Source organism: Metapseudomonas otitidis, assembly GCF_011397855.1.
In the GTDB taxonomy this organism is placed as follows: domain Bacteria; phylum Pseudomonadota; class Gammaproteobacteria; order Pseudomonadales; family Pseudomonadaceae; genus Metapseudomonas; species Metapseudomonas otitidis.
Map to the genome: position 1 here is coordinate 5205744 of NZ_AP022642.1, position 18735 is coordinate 5224478.

The window sequence follows — 18735 nt, forward strand, 5'->3', positions numbered from 1 at the left end:
TGCAGATATGCAGATGAATTTAGCCGGGCCGAAGGCAGAAACTACCGGACCCAGCGATGTCGCTTTATACCAGATGCGGGCGCCCCAATGAAAAAACGCGGCCAAGGCCGCGTTTCTTCATGCATGGACCGGAACTCAGTTCTTGGCCTTGTCGACGATCTTGTTGGAGGCGATCCACGGCATCATTGCGCGCAGACGCTCGCCAACCTGCTCGATGGGGTGAGCAGCGTTGTTACGGCGGTAGGCCGTCATGGAGGCGTAGTTGGATGCGCCTTCCTGGATGAACATCTTCGCGTATTCGCCGTTCTGGATGCGCTTCAGAGCGTTGCGCATGGCCGCACGGGATTCGGCGTTGATGACCTCCGGACCGGTCACGTACTCACCGTATTCGGCGTTGTTGGAGATCGAGTAGTTCATGTTGGCGATACCGCCTTCGTACATGAGGTCAACGATCAGCTTCAGCTCGTGCAGGCACTCGAAGTAGGCCATCTCAGGGGCATAGCCTGCCTCGACGAGGGTTTCGAAGCCGGCCTTGACCAGCTCGACGCAGCCACCGCACAGAACGGCCTGCTCACCGAACAGGTCGGTTTCGGTTTCGTCCTTGAAGGTGGTTTCGATGATGCCGGTGCGGCCGCCGCCCACGCCACAGGCGTAGGACAGGGCAACGTTCTTGGCATTGCCGGAAGCGTCCTGGTAGATGGCGATCAGGTCAGGGATACCGCCGCCCTTCACGAACTCGGAACGCACGGTGTGACCCGGAGCTTTCGGCGCGATCATGATCACGTCGAGGTCGGCACGCGGTACGACTTGGTTGTAGTGGATGGCGAAGCCGTGGGAGAAGGCCAGGGTGGCGCCTTTCTTGATGTTCGGCTCGATCTCGTTCTTGTACAGCTGGCCCTGGAATTCGTCCGGGGTCAGGATCATCACCAGGTCGGCCGCAGCAACAGCGCTGGCAACGTCGGTGACCTTCAGGCCATGGGCTTCGGCCTTGGCAACGGTGGCGGAACCCTTGCGCAGGCCGATGGTGACATCGACGCCGGAGTCTTTCAGGTTGCAGGCCTGGGCATGGCCCTGGGAGCCGTAACCGATGATGGCGACTTTCTTGCCCTGGATGATGGAGAGATCGCAATCTTTGTCGTAATAAACTTTCATGTTTCTGGCTCTTATAACGAAAGGGATGGGGTGCGCACACCGCGACAAGGGCACATTAAGCGATCCGTCTCGTTGCGTAAAATGATATATTCGCAACGCAACGTGCCGATAAATGAAATACACATGGACAGCCACGCGCTCAGGCTCTTTCTCTCCCTGGCAGACAACCTGCACTTCGGCAAGACCAGCCGGGAGCAGCATGTCAGCCCCTCTGCACTCAGCCGCAGCATCAAGCAACTCGAAGATGAACTGGGTGCCCCCCTGTTCGTGCGCGACAGCCGTTCGGTGCAGCTGACTCGCGAGGGCCAGCAGTTCCGCGAGTACGCCAGCGAGGTCATGAGCGGCTGGCATGCCATCCGCCAACGTCTCATGCAGGACCAGCAGGACCTGCACGGCGAGCTGTCGTTGTATTGCTCGGTGACGGCGAGCTACAGCTTCCTCTACGACATCCTCAGCAGCTTCCGCCAGGACTACCCGCGCATCGAGATGAAGCTGCACACCGGCGACCCGGCAAAAGCAGTCGAACGGGTGCAACAGGGGCTGGAAGACCTCGCCATCGGCGCCCGGCCCGACAACCTGCCAGTCGGCATCGACTTCCAGTCGATCACCCGCTCCGAGTTGCGCTTCATCGGCCCGCAATCACCCCAATTGCTGACTGAGGAACAACTGCATCAGCCTACGGCGCAAAACTGGAAGGACGTGCCGATGATTCTCTCGGAAGAAGGCCTTGCCCGGACCCGTACCGACCGCTGGCTGAAAAGTCACGGCATCAAGCCCAACATCTATGCCCAGGTCAGCGGCAACGAAGCCATCGTCAGCATGGTGAGCCTTGGGTTCGGGATTGGCGTGGTCCCGCAGATCGTCCTCGACAACAGCCCTTTGGCCGGACGCATACGCCTCTACGATATCCAACCGCCCTTGGCCGCCTACGACATCGGCCTCTTCGCCCTGGAAAAGCGCCTGAAGGATCCGCTTATCGCCGCCTTCTGGAATCGCCGCCAATAAATCCAGGCAATAAAAAACCCCGCACAAGGCGGGGTTTTCCATTCAACAGCAATCAGATGCTCAGCACCTTGTCGCCGCGGGCAATGCCGGTCACGCCACTGCGCACGGTTTCGAGGATCGAACTGGTGCCGATTGCCTGGATGAAGCTATCGAGCTTGTCGCTGGTACCGGCGAGCTGGATCGTGTAGACGCTGCTGGTCACATCGACGATCTGCCCACGGAAGATATCGGTGGTGCGCTTGACCTCGGCGCGCTGGGCGCCAGTGGCCTTCACCTTAACCAACATCAGCTCGCGCTCGATGTGCGCGCTCTCCGACAGGTCGACCAGCTTCACCACCTCGATCAGTTTGTTGAGGTTCTTGGTGATCTGCTCGATCACGTCGTCCTGGCCCACGGTCGTCAGGGTCAGACGAGACAGGGTCGGGTCTTCGGTCGGCGCTACGGTCAGGCTTTCGATGTTGTAGTTGCGCTGGGAGAACAGACCGACGACGCGGGACAGGGCTCCGGGTTCGTTCTCAAGCAACAGGGAAATGATGTGTCGCATGGTCAGGTCCGCTCCGTCTTGCTCAGCCACATATCGCGCATGGCGCCATCCCGGATCTGCATCGGATAGACGTGCTCGCTCGGATCCACCTGGATATCGAGGAACACCAGGCGGTTCTTCAGTGCGAACGCCTCTTCCATCTTCGGTTTCAGGTCCTTGAGATCGGTGATGCGCATGCCCACGTGACCGTAGGCCTCGACCAGCTTGACGAAGTCAGGCAGCGATTCCATGTAGGAATGGGAATAGCGGCTGTTGTACTGCATGTCCTGCCATTGGCGGACCATGCCCAGCGCACCGTTGTTGAGGTTGACGATCTTCACCGGCAGGTCGTACTGCAGGCAGGTCGACAGCTCCTGGATGTTCATCTGGATGCTGCCCTCACCGGTCACGCACGCCACGTCGGCATCCGGGAAGTTCAGCTTCACGCCCATCGCAGCAGGGAAGCCGAAGCCCATGGTGCCGAGGCCACCGGAGTTGATCCAGCGGTTGGGCTTGTTGAAGCGGTAGTACTGGGCCGCAAACATCTGGTGCTGCCCCACGTCGGATGCAACGTAGGCATCGCCCTTGGTGACTTCGCACAGCGTCTCGATGACGGTCTGCGGCTTGATGATGCTGCCGTCGCCCTTGTCATAGGGGAACAGGCCACGATCACCACGCCACTCGTCGATCTGCTTCCACCAGCTGGCAACGGTCTCGCGGTTCGGCGTCTCGCCGATTTCCTTGAGGATCGCGACCATCTCGGTCAGCACGCTGTCGACCGGCCCCACGATCGGGATGTCGGCCTTGATGGTCTTGGAGATGGACGCCGGATCGATGTCGATGTGAATGATCTTGGCGTTCGGGCAGAACTTGCTCGCACCGTTGATCACGCGATCATCGAAGCGGGCGCCCACGGCCAGGATGACGTCTGCATGGTGCATCGCCAGGTTCGCGGTGTAGCTGCCGTGCATGCCGAGCATGCCGACGAACTGACTATCCATGCCCGGGAACGCGCCCAGTCCCATCAGGGTGTTGGTAACCGGCAGGTTGAGCATCTTGGCCAGCTCGGTCAGCGGCTCGGATGCGCCGCCCATGATGACGCCGCCGCCCGAATACAGGATCGGGCGCTTGGCAGCCAGCAGCAGCTCGGCAGCCTTGCGGATCTGCCCCGAGTGCCCCCGAACGGCCGGGCTGTAGGAGCGCAGCTTCACTTTCTTCGGGTAGCTGTACTCGAACTTCTGGGTCGGGTCGCCCATGTCCTTGGGAATATCGACCACTACAGGTCCCGGACGACCCGACTGGGCGATGTAGAACGCCTTCTTGATCACCTCGGGGATTTCGGACGGGTGCTTGATGATGAAGCTGTGCTTCACGATCGGGCGGGAGATACCGACCATGTCGGTCTCCTGGAACGCGTCGGTACCCACCATGTTGCTTGGCACCTGGCCGGACAGGATCACCATCGGGATGGAGTCCATGTACGCGGTGGCGATGCCGGTAACGGCGTTGGTGGCACCGGGGCCGGAAGTCACCAGCACCACACCGGCCTTGCCGGTGGCACGGGCGTAACCGTCAGCCATATGGGTAGCAGCCTGCTCGTGACGGACCAGGATGTGGGTCACGTCGCTTTCCTTGAACAGGGCATCGTAGATATGCAGGAGGGCACCGCCCGGGTACCCGTAAATGTACTTAACGCCTTCGTCACGCAGGGAGCGGACGACCATTTCAGCGCCAGATAAGAGCTCCACGTTTATCACCTCTAGAACGCCAGAATACTGCCCGCGACCGGACAGCCTGAAAGGATTGCTCGTCTACAGGGCATGAGCGACTGGTGGTCGCCGACTACGTCAGCCACTGGCAGAACAAGCATTGGGGCGGCCCCTGAGAGTTGTTGCGGGGCTTTCCCACCCAGCGCGAGGTAACGCGTTGCAGGGTGATGCGGGTCGGCGCGGGTGTGCACCTCATCGACTGCTACAGCTTCCGACTTGCGGCCGGCCCACTGGAACAGCGAACCCTGGATTCTTCGGATTAGAGCCCTTCAAGTCAAGTCATCCCTAACGGAATATCGCGCGAAATGCTGTGACACACGCTGGATCACAGCCACGGGACTTTGGTTATAGTTACCGCCGGACTCCCCTTCTTATTAAGGAACCCCCATGCATCGCATGATTTTCGCAGGCCTGGTTCTCGCCCTCAGCACCTCGGCCATGGCCGGCCAGGTCTACAAGTGGGTCGATGCCCAGGGTGTCACGCATTTCGGCGCACAACCGCCGCAGGGCCAGGATTCGACCCAGGTCTCCACCGGCAAGGCCGAGCCCAAGGAGCCGAAGGCGAGCTTCGAGAACCCCTATCCCGTTCTGAACAAAGCCGAAGAGCCAGCCAAGGCGCCCGCCCAGGCCAAGCCCGCCAGTGAGGACGAGCAAAAGGCCATCGACGAGAAAGTGAAGAAGGACGTCGCCAAGCAGGAAGCCGAGCGCAAGGAATACTGCACCCAGCTGCGCACCAACCTGGCACAGATGCAGAACAACCCGCGCCTGCGCGTGGAAGACAAGGGAGAAGTTCGCCGCCTGACCGAAGACGAGCGTCAGTCCCGACTCAAGGAAACCCAGAAGGCCATCGCCGAGAATTGCCAGTAACGCACGCCCGACCTGCTCAGCCGGCGCTGCCGATCAACCGATCGAAAGCGCCGAGCGCTTCCAGAAGCCCCCGCACGTTCCCTGCACGTTCCTGATAGGCCATCTCGGCCATGGGCAGGATGCCGGATACCCGAGGCAACTCGGCACCGGCCTCGAGGATCACCTTCATCCTCGGCAGGAAGATCCACTGCAACCACTCTTCGAACGTCATCGTGTCCACGCAGAACGGCGCCTGGCTCGCAAGCGCCTCGGCACTGGGCGGCTGCTCTGCCCACCAGCCGAGCAAGCGGAGCTCACGCTCGATCAGTAGCAGCTGATCAGCCACCTCGGCCAGGCGCACGTCCATCAGGAGCTGACCCGAGCGCGCTGACGTGCCTGGGCAGCACCTGCCGGATCACCCTGACGCTCGCGAGACTTGGCCACCAACTCCCAAAGACCCGCCTGGAGGGAGGGACGTCCGTTGGACAGGCTCAGACCACGCCGGGCCAGTTGCTCGGCCTGGGCAGCATCCCCCTGGGCGAGGCGGACCTCCGCCAGGCGGTAGAGCACCTGAGGCTCACGAGGAGCGATGCGCTGTGCACGTTCGAGACTGGACGCAGCACCGTTGAGATCACCGCCACCCTGCTGCTGCTGGGCAGTGGTCAGCAAGGCCAGCACCGGGCCATCCAGCTGCTCGTCGGCAGCCAGGCCACCACTGGAGGGGATGCCGCTCGGCATGGACGGCGCGCTCGGGGCGGAATAGGTGCTGCCGTAATTGGGGCTGGCGGCAGGTGCCGAAACGCCTGCTGCAGGGCCGGTGACGAGCGGTCCCGGAGTGATCGGGCCAGAGGTCACCGAACCACTGATGGGCGCACTCGGTGCCGGCATGGCCTGTGCGGACGAGCCGGAAGCGGCCCCTGGAACCATCACCACGACACCCGCATCCTGCGGCTCATAGCGAGGCTGGGCAGCCTGTACGGGCGCCCGGTAACCGCCCGCGCCCTCTTCCTGCTCGGACATCGGGCCACCGGAGTCGACGACAGGAATGGCATTGCGCTGAGGGGTGGCGCAACCACCGAGCATGAGTGCGACGGTAACCGCAGGAATCCAGCCTTTGTTCACATCAGGTCCTCTTGGTTCATTGCATCCAGCCGCGGACCCAGTCCATCACCGAGTCCACCGGCGCACCCGCTCCACAGGCCTGGCCAGGGGCGGGCTCACTGCCGCGAATATAAGGCATCTGCACCGCACCCGGGCAGCTCGAATCGGAGCCTTGGCCGGTACGCGGATCGATCCATGCCTGGACGACGTTCTCCGGCATGGGCATGTCGAGCGGCAGCGGATCGGCCTTGCGCATAAAGCTGGTCCACACCTGCAGCGCACCCGTGGCACCGGTCAGCGGCGTCTTGCCGTTGTCATCGCGGCCAAGCCAGACCACTGCCAGCAGGTCCTGGCTGAAACCGGCGAACCAGCTGTCACGCGAATCGTTGGTGGTGCCGGTCTTGCCCGCCAGGGTCAGGGACGCCGGCAACTGGCTGTAGACGGAGCGCCCCGTACCTTCGCGCATCACGCGCTGCATGGCGTTCTGCACCAGGTAGATGGCACCCGGATCGAAGCGTTGCTGAATCTGGAAGGGGTAGCGCTTGAGCGGTTCACCCTCCGCCGTCAGCACACTGCGAATGCCCCGCAGCGGGGTGTTGAAACCACCGCTGGCCAGGGTCTGGTACATCGTCGCTACTTCCATCGGGCTGAGCGCACCAGCGCCCAGCAGCATGGACGGATACGCCGGCCACTCGCGGGACACGCCCAGGCGCTCCAGGGTCTTCAGGACATTCGGCACACCGATGTCCAGGCCGAGCTTGGCGGTGGAGAGGTTGTAGGAGTTGGCCAGCCCCTGGTAGAGGAAGATCGTGCCGTGGGCCTGGCGATCGTAGTTCTGCGGCGTCCAGACCTGGCCATCCTGCCCCTTCACCGAGAAGGGTTCATCCTGCACCCAGCTGGTCAGGGTGTACTGGCTGGGCCGTTCCAGCGCCGTCAGGTAGACAGCGGGCTTGATCAGGGAACCGACCGGGCGCACCGCATCGATGGCCCGGTTGAAGCCGGCGAAGCGGGGCTGGCGGCTGCCGATCAGGGCCTGGATTTCGCCGGTCTCCGGATTGCTCACCACCATCGCGGACTCCACCTCGTCCACGCCCTTGCGGCCTGCCAGGCGCTTGAGCGTCTCCTCCAGCGCCGTCTCGGCCTTGGACTGGAGGATGGGGTCGAAGCTGGTGAAGATGCGCAGCCCTTCCTCGGTCAGGTCCTCGTCTCGGTAGTCCTCCCGCAGCTGGCGCTTGACCAGATCGAGGAACGCCGGATAGGAGCTGTCGGCCATGCTACCGCGCGGCGTCACGCCCAGGGGCTTGGCCTTCGCCGCTGCAGCCTCCTCGGCCGTGACCACGCCCTGCTCGGCGAGCAGGTCCAGCACCAGGTTCCGGCGCTCGAGCGCGCGCTCGGGGTTGCGGCGCGGGTTGAACTGGGACGGGCCCTTGACCATCCCCACCAGCAGCGCCACCTGGTGCAGCTTGAGTTCGGAAAGCGGCTGACTGAAGAAATACTGGCTGGCGAGACCGAAACCGTGCACAGCACGCTGGCCGTCCTGGCCGAGGAACACCTCGTTCAGGTAGGCCTCGAGGATCTCGCGCTTGTCGTAGTGCATCTCCAGCAACACGGCCATCATCGCCTCGGTGGCCTTGCGGGTGATGCTGCGCTCGTTGGTCAGGTAGAAGTTCTTCACCAACTGCTGGGTCAGGGTGCTGCCGCCCTGACGCAATTGGCCGGCGGTGGCGTTGACCCAGATGGCCCGCGCGATGGACTTCAGCGAGACGCCCCAGTGGTTGAAGAATTCTCGGTCCTCCACCGCGACCAGCGTATCCACCAGGTAGGGCGGCGCCTGGTCCAGCTTGATGAGAATCCGGTCTTCGTGGTGGGCGGGGTAGAGGCCACCGATCAGCAGCGGCTCCAAGCGCGCGACCGCCAGGTTGGCACCGCTGCCCTGGCTGAGCCCTGCCACGTAGTCACCGGAGAAGCGCACCTTGATCAGCCGCGCCGGCTCAGCCCCTTCGTAGAACTGGAAGCCACGGGTGTTCAACTCCACCGTCGAGCCGGCCACCGAGGCCGAACCCGGCCCGTTGGAGGCGCTCTCCCGACGGTAGCCGAGGGCGTCGAGCTCCTTGAGGAAGTCGTCCTTGGCCAGCTTCAGCCCGACGAACAACTCGAGGGGCCGTGCATAGACCTTCGCCGGCACGGTCCAGCGCTTGCCGGAGAATTTTTCCTGGACGATGGCATCCAGATAGACGGCGAAGCCCGCCAGGACGACCAGGCCCACCAGGCTGAGCTTGAAAGCCCAGCCGAAGAGCCTGCGCAAGCCACTGGAACGGGGTTTCTTACGGGAGCGGGGGGATCGGGAACGAGTCATGGCGGCGCATTATACGCACTTTGCCCAGCGCCAGAAGGCGCCCCCTGACGGTTTGCAGAGTGGCGCACAGCACCCATAATGCCCGCCTCTGCACGTGCCAGAACAAGGAACGACCGTGAGCCAACAATTGATCCAAGCCCTTCAGGACCCGAGCCTCTACCCCCATCCGGTGGAAGCCTTCAGCGTCATCGAAACCCATATCTCCTGGGTGCTGCTCACCGGTCCCTACGTCTACAAGATCAAGAAGCCGGTGAATTTCGGCTTCCTCGACTTCACCCGCCTGGAAGACCGCCAGCACTTCTGCACCGAGGAAGTCCGCCTCAACCAGCGCCTTACCCATGACCTTTACCTGGATGTAGTGCCCATCACCGGCAGCGAGTCCGCCCCCCGCCTGGGAGGCGAAGGCCCGGTGATCGAGTACGCCATCCGCATGGCGCAGTTCCCGCAGAGCAACCTGCTGAGCGAGATCCAGTCCCGCGGTGAACTGAGCCCGGCCCACGTCGACGCCCTGGCCGCGCAGATCGCCCGGTTCCACCTCGAAGCCCCGCGCGTGGACGAGAAGCACCCGCTGGGCACGCCCGAAGCCGTGATGCAGCCGGTGCAGCAGAACTTCGACCAGATCCGCCCGATGCTCGAAGCCAAGGCCGACCTGCAGCAACTCGACGCCCTGGAAGCCTGGGCGCAGAGCAGCTTCGAGCGCCTCAAGCCGCTGCTGGCCGAGCGCAAGCGCGACGGCTTCATCCGTGAGTGCCACGGCGATATCCACCTGGGCAATGCCACCCTCATCAATGGCGAAGTGGTGCTGTTCGACTGCATCGAGTTCAACGAGCCCTTCCGCTTCACCGACGTCTACGCCGACATCGGCTTCCTGGCGATGGACCTCGAAGACCGTGGCCTCAAGTCGCTCTCCCGCCGCCTGGTCAGCCGCTACCTCGAGGAAACCGGCGACTACCGCGGCCTGGCCCTGCTCAACTTCTACAAGGCCTACCGCGCCCTGGTGCGTGCCAAGGTCGCCCTGTTCAGCCTCGCCCACCAGACCGATGCCGTGCAGCGCGCCGCCACCCTGCGCCAGTACCGCAACTACGCCAACCTGGCAGAAAGCTACAGCGCCATCCCGCTGCGCTTCCTCGCCATCACCCACGGCGTCTCTGCGGTCGGCAAGAGCCACGTCGCCCTGCGCCTGGTAGAAGCCCTGGGCGCCATCCGCCTGCGTTCGGACGTGGAGCGCAAGCGTCTGTTCGGCGAGCAGCCGGGGAAAACCGGCGAACTGAACAGCGGCATCTACAGCCCCGAATCCACCGAGGCCACCTACCAGCGCCTGCACGAGCTGGCCGAGCAGGTGCTGAGCGCCGGCTTCCCGGTGGTGCTCGATGCCGCCTACCTCAAGCGCGCCCAGCGCCAGGGCGCTCGCGCCGTGGCCGAGAAGGCCGGCACCGCGTTCCTGATCCTCGACTGCCAGGCCCCGGACGCGGTCATTGGCGGCTGGCTGGAGCAGCGTCGCCAGCAGGGCACCGACCCGTCCGACGCGACCCTGGAGGTGGTACAGGCGCAGCACGCCAGTCGCGAGGCCCTCGACAGCGAAGAGCAAGCCCACAGCACCCGCGTCGACACCCACCAGGCCAAGAGCCTGGACACCCTCGTCGAGCGCATCCGCCAGTTCCTGCCGGGGCTCTGAGCCCCTCCCAAGGTGCGGCAGGGAATTCCTGCCGCACCTTCTATACTCCCGGGGAACCCTCAACGGACGAGCCCCGCCATGACACTTCCCCATCAGCTCGACTCGCCTCTCTACCTCCTCCTCCGCAACGACGACATCGCGGGCTTCAACGCCCAGAAACCAGCCGACGGCACCGTCGACCTGCGCGGCGGTGACTTCCGCGGCGTCGACCTGCGCGGCCTGGATGCCCGTGGCGTCGACTTCACCGACGCCTACTTCCGAGGTGCCGACCTACGCGGCATCGACTTCCGCGAGTCCCAGCTGCAGGGCGCCAGCATCGCCCACGCACAGATCTCGGGCGCCTACTTCCCCACCGAACTGGCGGCGGACGAGCTGCTCATGTCGGTGAATTTCGGCACCCGCCTGCGCTACAACACCCACCGCTGACCAACCGTCGAGCGGGTGATGTCATGCGGCCACGTCCGCCTGACCGCCCGCTACACTCTTGGGCGCGACACCGGGAAACCTGTCCTCTCGCGCACCCATTGCAAGGAGGCTCGATGAACGATGAATTGCAGAACCTGAAGAACCTGGGCAAGACCTCGGCGCAGTGGCTGCACGCGGTAGGCATCCATAACGCGTCCGACCTTCGCCGCCTGGGTGCCGTGGGCGCCTATCGGGCGGTAAAGGCCCGTGGCTTCCGCGCCTCCAAAGTGCTTCTCTACGCCATTGAAGGGGCCCTGCTGGACGTGCACTGGAACGAGCTGCCCCCGGGCCACAAGGCCCAGCTCAACGGAGAGCTCGAGTCTTTCCCGCAAAACAACAGGAGCTAGCTCACAACACCGGCGTTCGGTGATTTACGTTCGTACCGATGCGCCCTATTGTTTCAGGGACGTTCGTGCGTCCAAGCCCAGTCAGTCCAAGGAATTTACCGACATGTACCTACTCGGGGAGCAACCTGCTTACGCCGACCAGCTGATCAACCGACTGCAAAGCATTCCCAGCCAGCTGCTCGACGGGCTTGAACCTTCCGGCCCCCCGCTCTCCTTCGAGTCGGTCGAGGACCTGAACCGGGAGCTGCCCGGCAATCAGCTGTTCATCATCGAGAATGGCCTGCTGCACGCCCTGGTCGACGAACGTCCGCTGTTCTACCTCCAGGAGGGCGATCTGGTGGGTCTGCGCCAGGGCATCGAACTGCCCAGCTGCCGCTACCGCAGCGACGAGCCCGTCAGCCTCATTCCCTATTCCCGCAGCGCTGTGTTCAAGCACATCTATGCCGATGAGCAGCGCCAGGAACAGTTCATCCAGTACCTGATCGGTCACACCGCCCTGCTTTCGGATGCACTGGCCCGACTGAAGCAGCCGGAAATCCGCCCCTCCACCGGCTTCCAGCACTTCGCCGCCGGCGAGGAGCTGATCCACCAGGGCGATGAAGCCGACCACGTCTTCATCATCATCGAAGGCCATGCCGAAGCCTTCGTCGACGGCCAGAAGGTCGGCGACGTGCAGAAGGACGAGATCTTCGGCGCCATGGCGGTGTTCACCCGCGAGAAGCGCAGCGCCACCGTCATTGCCAGCGAGCCCTGCACCGTGATGGTGATCCCCAAGGACCAGTTCCTCAGCCTGATGCAGAGCAACCCGCGCATCGCCCACAGCCTCATCGAGAGCATGGCCCGGCGCATCGACCTGCTGAACAAGGAAATCACCCAGCAGCGCCAGGCGAACCCGGAAGGCTGATCCACAGAGCCCTACAAAAAGCCCGGCACATGCCGGGCTTTTTCATGGCTGATGACCGTTCATCCTGTTCTGACGAATTTTTTTACATCCTGCGCTTGACCACGAAATGAGAATTGTTATTATTACCACAACTGGTCGCGAGATCAGCCGGTAAGCTGAGAGACCAAGCAGTCGGACTCTTCAGATTATCTCCTCATCAGGCTAATCACGGTTATTGACCCGGCAGTTTGCCGGGTCTTTTTTTGCCTGCAGAAAACCGCTGAAAGCCTCGCACCACCTGGGTTTACCGCCCTCAGACGATCACGCTTTCAAGCACCAGCCGGGCCATGTCGTGGAGCCCTTCCTGGCGCGCTTGAGCCCCGAGGCGCTCCCCCGTCAGCAGCTGGTCGCTCACCGTCAGCACGGCCAAGGCCTCACGCCCCAGTTCCGCGGCCACGCCATACAAGCCCGCCGCCTCCATCTCCACGGCAAGGATGCCCATCCGGCTCATGGGCACCATCCAGTCGGCCGCCGGCTCGTAGAACAGGTCGGCGGAAAACACATTGCCCACGTGCACCGTCATCCCCATTTCATCGGCTCGATTCACGACACGCGCCAACAGTCGGTAATCCGCCAGCGCGGCGAAGTCGAAGCCGCCGAAGCGTTTGCGGTTGACGCCGGAATCGGTGGACGCGCCCTGAGCAATCACCAGGTCGTGCAGGTGGACGTCCGGCTGCAAGGCCCCGCAACTGCCCACTCGGATGATGCGCTGCACGCCGAACTGGCTGAACAGCTCATGGGCGTAGAGCGAGATGGAGGGGATGCCCATGCCCGACCCCATCACCGAAACACGCTGCCCTCGGTAGCGGCCGGTATAGCCGAGCATGTTGCGCACCGCGTTCACCTCTCGCACGTCTTCCAGAAAGGTTTCGGCGATGGCCCGGGCCCGCAGCGGGTCACCGGGCATGAGCACGGTCTCGGCAAAGTCACCCGGACGGGCGTTGATGTGGGGTGTGGTCATGACAGCCTCGTTCGGGAACGTTGGGAAGGTGGGGATGAATCAGTAGCCAGTGCCTGTTCCGGCTTCGCCCGCTTCACCCAGGGTCTTCAGCAACTCGGCCAGCAGACCCGAGGCGCCGAGCCGCAAATGCCCGGGCGTCACCCACTGCGCGCCGAGCGTCGCCCGTGCCAGCTCGATGTAACAGCGCGCATCCGCCAGGGTCCGCAAGCCGCCGGCCGCCTTGAAGCCCACCATACCGCCGTGCTCGGCAATGACCCCGAGCATCAGCGATGCCGCTTCCGGCGTGGCGTTGACCGGCACCTTGCCGGTGCTGGTCTTGATGAACTGGGCACCCGCTGTGATCGCATCGTGGCTGGCCTGGCGGATCAGCTCCGGTCGCGCCAGCGCCCCGGTCTCGAGAATCACCTTGAGCAACGCCCGATCCCCGCAGGCCTCCCGACACGCCGCCACCAGATCGCGCCCCGGCTGGGCATCGCCCGCCAGCAATGCGGCATAGGGATAGACCAGGTCCACCTCGTCCGCCCCATCGGCCACGGCCGCTCGGGTTTCCTCCAGCGCTCGCCGTACATCGACGCCACCCTGGGGAAAGTTGGCCACGGTGGCCACACGCACGGCTTCGGCACCCAGCGCATCGAGGCGCCGCCGGGCGAAGCCGATGAAGCGCGGGTAGATGCAGACGGCAGCCACCGCCCCAACGGGCGTCAGCGCACGGGCGCAAAGAGCCGCGATGGTCGCCTCGTCATCCGTGTCGTTGAGGGAGGTCAGGTCGAGCAGGCGGACCGCCAGGGTGGCCAGCTCAGGGTCGTTCAGTTCAGCCATACGGGCTCCGGGATCGCCAACAGGGTGGATTCAAGGGCGCGTGTGCATCTGCTTGCGCATCTCGGCACAGTGGTCCACCGGGGTGACGGCAGCGGTGTACCAGACGAAATCCGCCTCGGCGGCATCAACGGCCTTGCCGGCCTCGGCGAGGATCACCACCCGCGCCTGGTCAGGCTCCAGCCCGAGGTCCGCCAGGTGCAGCGGCGCCCCCAGGTCGCGCCGCGCATGGTAGCTGCCGGCCACCAGCAGCGCCGGCGCCGGGGCGGCCAGCAGGCGCTCGGCCATGCGCCGGTCCCGCTGCTGCTGCACCGCCACCATGGGCGGGAACTGGCTCTCCGGCAGCAACCCGCAATGGGACTGGCGCACCTGCTCCGTCAGCTTGGCCTGCACGGCCGGCGCCGTCGCAGCAGCGCCCTCGAGGCGCGGCGGCTGCCGGTAGATGGCGAGGATCTCATCACGGTCCAGATTGGCTGCCAGCAGGGGATAGGGCTGGGCCAACCCATGGCGTACCAGCGGCCCGTAGAGCGACCAGTCCCATCCGCCCTCCCAGTCCAGGGCCTTGGGCAGGTCCGCCACCGACTGACCGCGAACGGCATCGACCCTGGCCTGCTGCGACGGCGTGAGCATCTCCATCAGCAGACTGCCCTGGGACCGACGCTGCTCCAGCGCCTGCAACAGCCACAGCTCCAGGGCGTGGTGGTCCGGGTTGTCGTGCTGCTCACCCACCAGCACCCGGGGCACCGGCGCCAGCGCGTCCACCAGTTCGTCCGGGGAGAGGCGGCGCCCGTCACGCAGGTCGAGGATGACGCCCAGGTCCGGGTGCTGCCGCCCCTCCGGGCTCTGCCAGGCCGGCACGGGAGGGAGCGACTGGCAGGCCGCCAGCAGAAGAAAACCGCAGACCAGGATGAACCTCATGTCGACCTCGCAAGCATGCTCAGCGCGCGACGATCAGGGGATGCCCGCGCTCCGGGTGACGCTGCACCAGCACCTCCAGCCCGAACACCGCCTCCAGCGTGTCGGCCCGAAGCACCTCCTCCGGGGTTCCCAGCGCCTGGGGACGCCCTTCGGCCAGCAGCAACAGGCGATCACAGTAGCGCGCCGCCAGGTTGAGGTCATGCAGGATCACCAGCACCGCCACGCCGCGCCGGGCGAATGCCCAGGCCGCCTGCAGGGTGGTGTGCTGGTGCAGAGGGTCGAGCGCCGAGGTCGGCTCGTCCAGCAACAGCACCTGCCCCTCTCCGCCCGGCCAGAGCTGCGCCAGCACCCGGGCCAGGTGCACACGCTGGCGCTCACCGCCGGACAGGGCCAGGTAGCTGCGCCCCGCCAGGTGAGCGGCATCCACCGCGTGCAGGGTCTCACCGACGATTTCCGCATCCCGCGCGCGGCCGGTGGCGTGGGGCAGGCGCCCCATGGCCACCACGTCCTCGACGGAGAAGGCAAAGCCCAGGCTGGAACTCTGCGGCAATACCGCCAGCTGACGAGCCCGCTCGGGGCCGTTCCAGCCCGCCAGCGGGCGGCCCGCCAGCAGCACCTGCCCGCTCGCCGGCGCCAGTTCGCCGCACAACGCGCCAAGCAGGGTGCTCTTGCCCGCTCCGTTGGGGCCGAGCACACCCAGCACCTCGCCCGGCCGGACGGCCAGCTCCACCCCCTCCAGCACCACCGTGTGGCCTCGCCGGATCGACAGCCCTTCGGCACGAAGCATCACGCGCGCCCTCGCAGCAGCAAATAAAGGAAGAACGGCGCCCCCACCAGGGCCGTGACGATGCCGATGGGCAGCTCCGCCGGCGACAGCACCAGTCGCGCGGCCAGGTCGGAGAACAGGATCAGGCTCGCTCCCGCCAGGGCCGAAGCCGGCAGCAGCACACGATGGTCCGGCCCGGCCAGCAGGCGCACCAGGTGCGGCACGACCAGCCCGATGAAACCGATCAGCCCCGAGGCGGCCACGGCCGCACCGACGCCCAGCGCGGTGCAGAACACCAGCTCGCCCTTGAGGCGCTCCACATCGAACCCCAGGTGCCGCGTCTCCGACTCGCCCAGCAGTAACGCATTCAACGCGCTGGCCCGGCGCGGCAGCCAGGCGATCACCGCCAGCACCACCACCAGCAGCGGCCACAAGCGTGCGTAACTGGCGCCGTTCAGGCTGCCCAGGTTCCAGAACGTGAGCGTGCGCAGGGTGGCGTCGTCGGCCAGGTAGGTGAACAGGCCGATGGTGGCGAAAGCCAGGGCGTTGAGGGCGATGCCGGCCAGCAGCATGGTGACCACGCTGGTCTGCCCGTCGCGCCGACCGAGGCGATAGACCAGGGCGGTGATGAGGAAACCGCCGGCGAACGCACTGATGGACAGCAGGTACGGCGCCAGAGCCTCCGGCAGACCGCCCACCGCCGCGCCACCGACAATGGCCACGGCCGCACCCAGCCCCGCGCCACTGGAAACGCCCACCAGGCCCGGGTCGGCCAGGGGGTTGCGGAACAGCCCCTGCATCGCCACCCCGGACACCGCCAGGACGGCCCCCACCGCCAGCCCCAGCAGGGTTCGCGGCAGACGGATCTGCGCCAGGATCAGTTCGGCCTGCTCCAGCCCGTCACCGTCCAGCGGCACGCCCACCAGGCGCAGCAGCGCCCGCAGGGTCGCATCCAGCGGCAGGCTCACCGGCCCTAGGGCGAGGGACAGCCACAGCGCCACCAGCAGCAGCAGGGACAGGCCGATGAACAGCAGGCGTGGCGACAACACGGGCTTCATGGGGTGGCTCGGTGCTCAGCATCCGGGGCGGGGGCCTGAGGATAAAAGCCGGCGGACAACGCCGCCAGCGCATCCGGCAGCCGGGGGCCCAGTCCGCCCACCAGCAAGGTCGGGTCCAGCACCAGGAAGCGGCCCGCGCGCCCGGCCCGGGTGAGTGCCAGGGTGGGGTTCTGGCGCAGCAGCGCCTCCCGCGCGGCCTCGCCCACCAGCGCCCGGTCGGCCACGACGACCACCTCCGGGTCGAGGGCAGCCAGGGCCTCGTTGGACAGGGCCTTGTAGCCGGAATGATCGGCCACGTTGAGGCCACCGGCGCGCTCGATCATCCAGGCGCCCGACGTGCCCTTGCCGGCCGCCAGCGGGTTGCTGCCGGCATGCCCCACCAGCAGCAGCACGCGAGGCGCAGCCTGCTTGCCCTGAGCCTCGCGGACATGGGTCGCCAGGCTGTCCAGCCGCGCCACATAGTCGATCCGGGCTTGCTCAGCCCGTGCAGGGTCACCGAGCAACGCGCCCAGGCGTTCGAGGGTGTGGGCCAGAGCCGCCAGGTCCGGCTGCGAGGACAGCTGCTCCACCTGCACCCCGGCCGCCTTCACCTGCGCCAGCACCGGCGGCGGCCCCATTTCTTCGGTGCCCACCAGCAGCTCGGGGCGCAGGGACAGCAGCCCTTCCGCCGCCAGCTGCCGCTGGTAGCCGACGCTGGGCAGACGCTTGAGGCTCTCCGGGTGCTGGCTGGTGGTGTCGACGCCAACCAGCCGCGGTTCGCCCCCCAGCGCCACCACCCATTCGCTGACCGCACCTCCCGCGCTCACCCAGCGCTGGGGCAGGGCCTCGGCCGACGCCAGGGAACAGAAAAGCAGGCCGGCACAAAGGCCGGCGAGGTGTCTCGGGGCGGGCATATCGACTCCTTGTGTAGCAGTGCAGGCCCCGGACCCGGGGCGTCATGAAAGAGGGCCGGGTCAGCGCGCCGGCACCGACTCGGCGAGGGCGCGCCAGTCCGGGCGCTCGGGCTGGCCCGGCTTGCGGGCGCCGAACAGTTGCAGCACCAGCTCGCCCTCGGCGTCGAAGGCCTCCCAACTGGTAATCACACCGTCGCTGCTGGGCTTGCGCACCCGCCACAGCTCGATGACACCGGTGGTTTGCAGGTGCAGGTTGAAATCCGCGTCGAGGACGTTGAACCAGCTGTCCATCCAGCGCAGGTTCTGCACCGGGCCGGTGTGGATCTGGATGCAGTGGCGGTTGCCGACGAACACCATCACCGGTACCGCCTGCTCGGCGACCCGCTCCAGCAGGCGCGGCAACTCGGCCGGGACCAGCGGCTCGGCCCATTCGGCGCCCGCCAGGCGCAGGGCCTGGGTGCGCGCGACGCCGTGCTGCTTGAGCAGGGCGAAGAAGTGATGGGTGTCCTTCAGGTTGGCCCAGCCCGCCTGCAGGCTGGCGACGTCGATCGCCGCATCGGGCCGGGGCGGCTCGGCCTCCGGCAGCGGCTGCAACTCCAGCTCGGCGCACTGCGCCTCGGCACGGAAGCGCTCCACCAGCGGCGCCCAGGCAGAAACATCGCTGTGCTCGGTCAGGAAGACCTTGTGTACCGCCATGCCCTGCCTGTCGAACACCTGCAGGCTGCGCTGGGTGCCGCGCGGGGTGTCCTCGGCGATGGCGAACACACTGGCCCAGCCCGACAGGAACAGCCGCAGGTCGATGTCGGGCGACACCACCAGCCCCATCTGGCCATTGCCGCTGATCGTCACCTCGCGGTACGGGCCATGGCGCTCGTGGACGCAATGCTCATTGCGGGTCAGCGCCATCACCGGACCCAAGGCTTCCAGGGCCGGCAGCAACACCGGCCAATCCGGGCGCAGGCGCACCGCGTCGACACCCAGGCGCGCGGCGACCAGTTCGGCTTCGCTGACGCCCAGCTGGCGAGCGGCATCGCGGGCGCGCAGGTGGGGCTGCTCCCCGCGCAGCGCCTGCCAGGCCTGGTAGAGGGGAGAACGCGTGGGGGCAACGGACGGCATCATCGAAGGGCTCCTCTAGTCACGG

The 18735-nt window shown here is 65.8% G+C and carries 19 protein-coding genes; 6 read left to right on the top strand and 13 right to left on the bottom strand.

The window, feature by feature from the left end:
* Nucleotides 1-135: 135 nt before the first annotated feature.
* Nucleotides 136-1152, bottom strand: coding sequence for a ketol-acid reductoisomerase (gene ilvC / locus PotMrB4_RS24130; RefSeq protein ID WP_044403288.1), 1017 nt, complete (start codon nucleotides 1150-1152; stop codon nucleotides 136-138).
* A 123-nt stretch (nucleotides 1153-1275) separates the two neighbouring features.
* On the opposite strand from ilvC, the gene ilvY reads away from it, so the two are divergent.
* Nucleotides 1276-2157, top strand: a complete 882-nt coding sequence (ilvY, locus tag PotMrB4_RS24135; protein ID WP_172434673.1) for an HTH-type transcriptional activator IlvY — start codon at nucleotides 1276-1278, stop codon at nucleotides 2155-2157.
* Nucleotides 2158-2209: 52 nt separating this feature from the next.
* On the opposite strand, the gene ilvN is transcribed toward ilvY, so the two are convergent.
* Both ilvN and PotMrB4_RS24145 read right to left on the bottom strand, forming a co-directional pair.
* Entirely contained in the window at nucleotides 2210-2701 is a 492-nt protein-coding gene (gene ilvN, locus PotMrB4_RS24140; RefSeq protein ID WP_044403291.1) for an acetolactate synthase small subunit, read from the bottom strand.
* 2 nt (nucleotides 2702-2703) lie between these two features.
* On the bottom strand, nucleotides 2704-4428 hold the full coding sequence (locus PotMrB4_RS24145) for an acetolactate synthase 3 large subunit (RefSeq protein WP_172434674.1): 1725 nt from the start codon (nucleotides 4426-4428) through the stop codon (nucleotides 2704-2706).
* Between the two features lie 408 nt (nucleotides 4429-4836).
* Here PotMrB4_RS24145 and PotMrB4_RS24150 point away from each other — a divergent pair, with 408 nt between their 5' ends.
* Nucleotides 4837-5316, top strand: a complete 480-nt coding sequence (locus PotMrB4_RS24150) for a DUF4124 domain-containing protein (RefSeq protein WP_172434675.1) — start codon at nucleotides 4837-4839, stop codon at nucleotides 5314-5316.
* 16 nt (nucleotides 5317-5332) lie between these two features.
* Here the strand turns inward: PotMrB4_RS24150 and PotMrB4_RS24155 are convergent, their stop codons facing one another.
* The 3 genes from PotMrB4_RS24155 to mrcB are packed head-to-tail and all read right to left on the bottom strand — an operon-like array spanning nucleotide 5333 to nucleotide 8752.
* A complete protein-coding gene (locus PotMrB4_RS24155; RefSeq protein WP_172434676.1) occupies nucleotides 5333-5662 on the bottom strand; it encodes a YqcC family protein in 330 nt (109 codons plus the stop codon).
* A complete protein-coding gene (locus PotMrB4_RS24160) occupies nucleotides 5662-6417 on the bottom strand; it encodes a tetratricopeptide repeat protein (protein WP_082078160.1) in 756 nt (251 codons plus the stop codon). Before PotMrB4_RS24160 ends, PotMrB4_RS24155 begins: the two co-directional genes overlap by 1 nt.
* Nucleotides 6418-6433: 16 nt before the next feature.
* Nucleotides 6434-8752 (bottom strand): penicillin-binding protein 1B, encoded by a 2319-nt coding sequence (mrcB, locus tag PotMrB4_RS24165; protein WP_107330811.1) that lies wholly within the window; start codon nucleotides 8750-8752, stop codon nucleotides 6434-6436.
* A 115-nt stretch (nucleotides 8753-8867) separates the two neighbouring features.
* On the opposite strand from mrcB, the gene PotMrB4_RS24170 reads away from it, so the two are divergent.
* The 4 genes from PotMrB4_RS24170 (at nucleotide 8868) to PotMrB4_RS24185 (ending at nucleotide 12143) form a co-directional block, all read left to right on the top strand.
* Nucleotides 8868-10427: a bifunctional aminoglycoside phosphotransferase/ATP-binding protein gene (locus PotMrB4_RS24170; protein WP_172434677.1), complete on the top strand. Its 1560-nt coding sequence runs from the start codon at nucleotides 8868-8870 to the stop codon at nucleotides 10425-10427.
* A 78-nt stretch (nucleotides 10428-10505) separates the two neighbouring features.
* Nucleotides 10506-10853 carry a pentapeptide repeat-containing protein gene (locus PotMrB4_RS24175; protein ID WP_142014361.1) on the top strand — a complete coding sequence of 116 codons (348 nt, stop codon included), beginning with the start codon at nucleotides 10506-10508 and terminating at the stop codon, nucleotides 10851-10853.
* Nucleotides 10854-10966: 113 nt separating this feature from the next.
* Complete coding sequence (locus PotMrB4_RS24180; RefSeq protein ID WP_044403307.1) at nucleotides 10967-11239, top strand: TfoX/Sxy family protein; 273 nt, start codon at nucleotides 10967-10969, stop codon at nucleotides 11237-11239.
* 103 nt (nucleotides 11240-11342) lie between these two features.
* Nucleotides 11343-12143: a Crp/Fnr family transcriptional regulator gene (locus PotMrB4_RS24185; RefSeq protein ID WP_074974054.1), complete on the top strand. Its 801-nt coding sequence runs from the start codon at nucleotides 11343-11345 to the stop codon at nucleotides 12141-12143.
* A 292-nt stretch (nucleotides 12144-12435) separates the two neighbouring features.
* On the opposite strand, the gene deoD is transcribed toward PotMrB4_RS24185, so the two are convergent.
* From deoD to PotMrB4_RS24220, 7 genes are read right to left on the bottom strand one after another with little or no spacing between them, the layout of a single operon-like run.
* Nucleotides 12436-13143: a purine-nucleoside phosphorylase gene (gene deoD / locus PotMrB4_RS24190; protein WP_172434678.1), complete on the bottom strand. Its 708-nt coding sequence runs from the start codon at nucleotides 13141-13143 to the stop codon at nucleotides 12436-12438.
* A gap of 39 nt (nucleotides 13144-13182) precedes the next feature.
* Nucleotides 13183-13962, bottom strand: a complete 780-nt coding sequence (deoC, locus tag PotMrB4_RS24195) for a deoxyribose-phosphate aldolase (protein ID WP_172434679.1) — start codon at nucleotides 13960-13962, stop codon at nucleotides 13183-13185.
* Between the two features lie 30 nt (nucleotides 13963-13992).
* Nucleotides 13993-14877: a ChaN family lipoprotein gene (locus PotMrB4_RS24200; protein ID WP_172434680.1), complete on the bottom strand. Its 885-nt coding sequence runs from the start codon at nucleotides 14875-14877 to the stop codon at nucleotides 13993-13995.
* A gap of 19 nt (nucleotides 14878-14896) precedes the next feature.
* Entirely contained in the window at nucleotides 14897-15664 is a 768-nt protein-coding gene (locus PotMrB4_RS24205; RefSeq protein WP_172434681.1) for a heme ABC transporter ATP-binding protein, read from the bottom strand.
* Nucleotides 15664-16701 carry a FecCD family ABC transporter permease gene (locus tag PotMrB4_RS24210; RefSeq protein WP_394354008.1) on the bottom strand — a complete coding sequence of 346 codons (1038 nt, stop codon included), beginning with the start codon at nucleotides 16699-16701 and terminating at the stop codon, nucleotides 15664-15666. The genes PotMrB4_RS24205 and PotMrB4_RS24210 overlap by 1 nt, the downstream gene beginning before the upstream one ends.
* A complete protein-coding gene (locus tag PotMrB4_RS24215; protein ID WP_172434682.1) occupies nucleotides 16698-17594 on the bottom strand; it encodes a heme/hemin ABC transporter substrate-binding protein in 897 nt (298 codons plus the stop codon). The genes PotMrB4_RS24210 and PotMrB4_RS24215 overlap by 4 nt, the downstream gene beginning before the upstream one ends.
* A 60-nt stretch (nucleotides 17595-17654) precedes the next feature.
* Nucleotides 17655-18713: a hemin-degrading factor gene (locus PotMrB4_RS24220; RefSeq protein WP_394354009.1), complete on the bottom strand. Its 1059-nt coding sequence runs from the start codon at nucleotides 18711-18713 to the stop codon at nucleotides 17655-17657.
* Nucleotides 18714-18735: the final 22 nt, after the last annotated feature.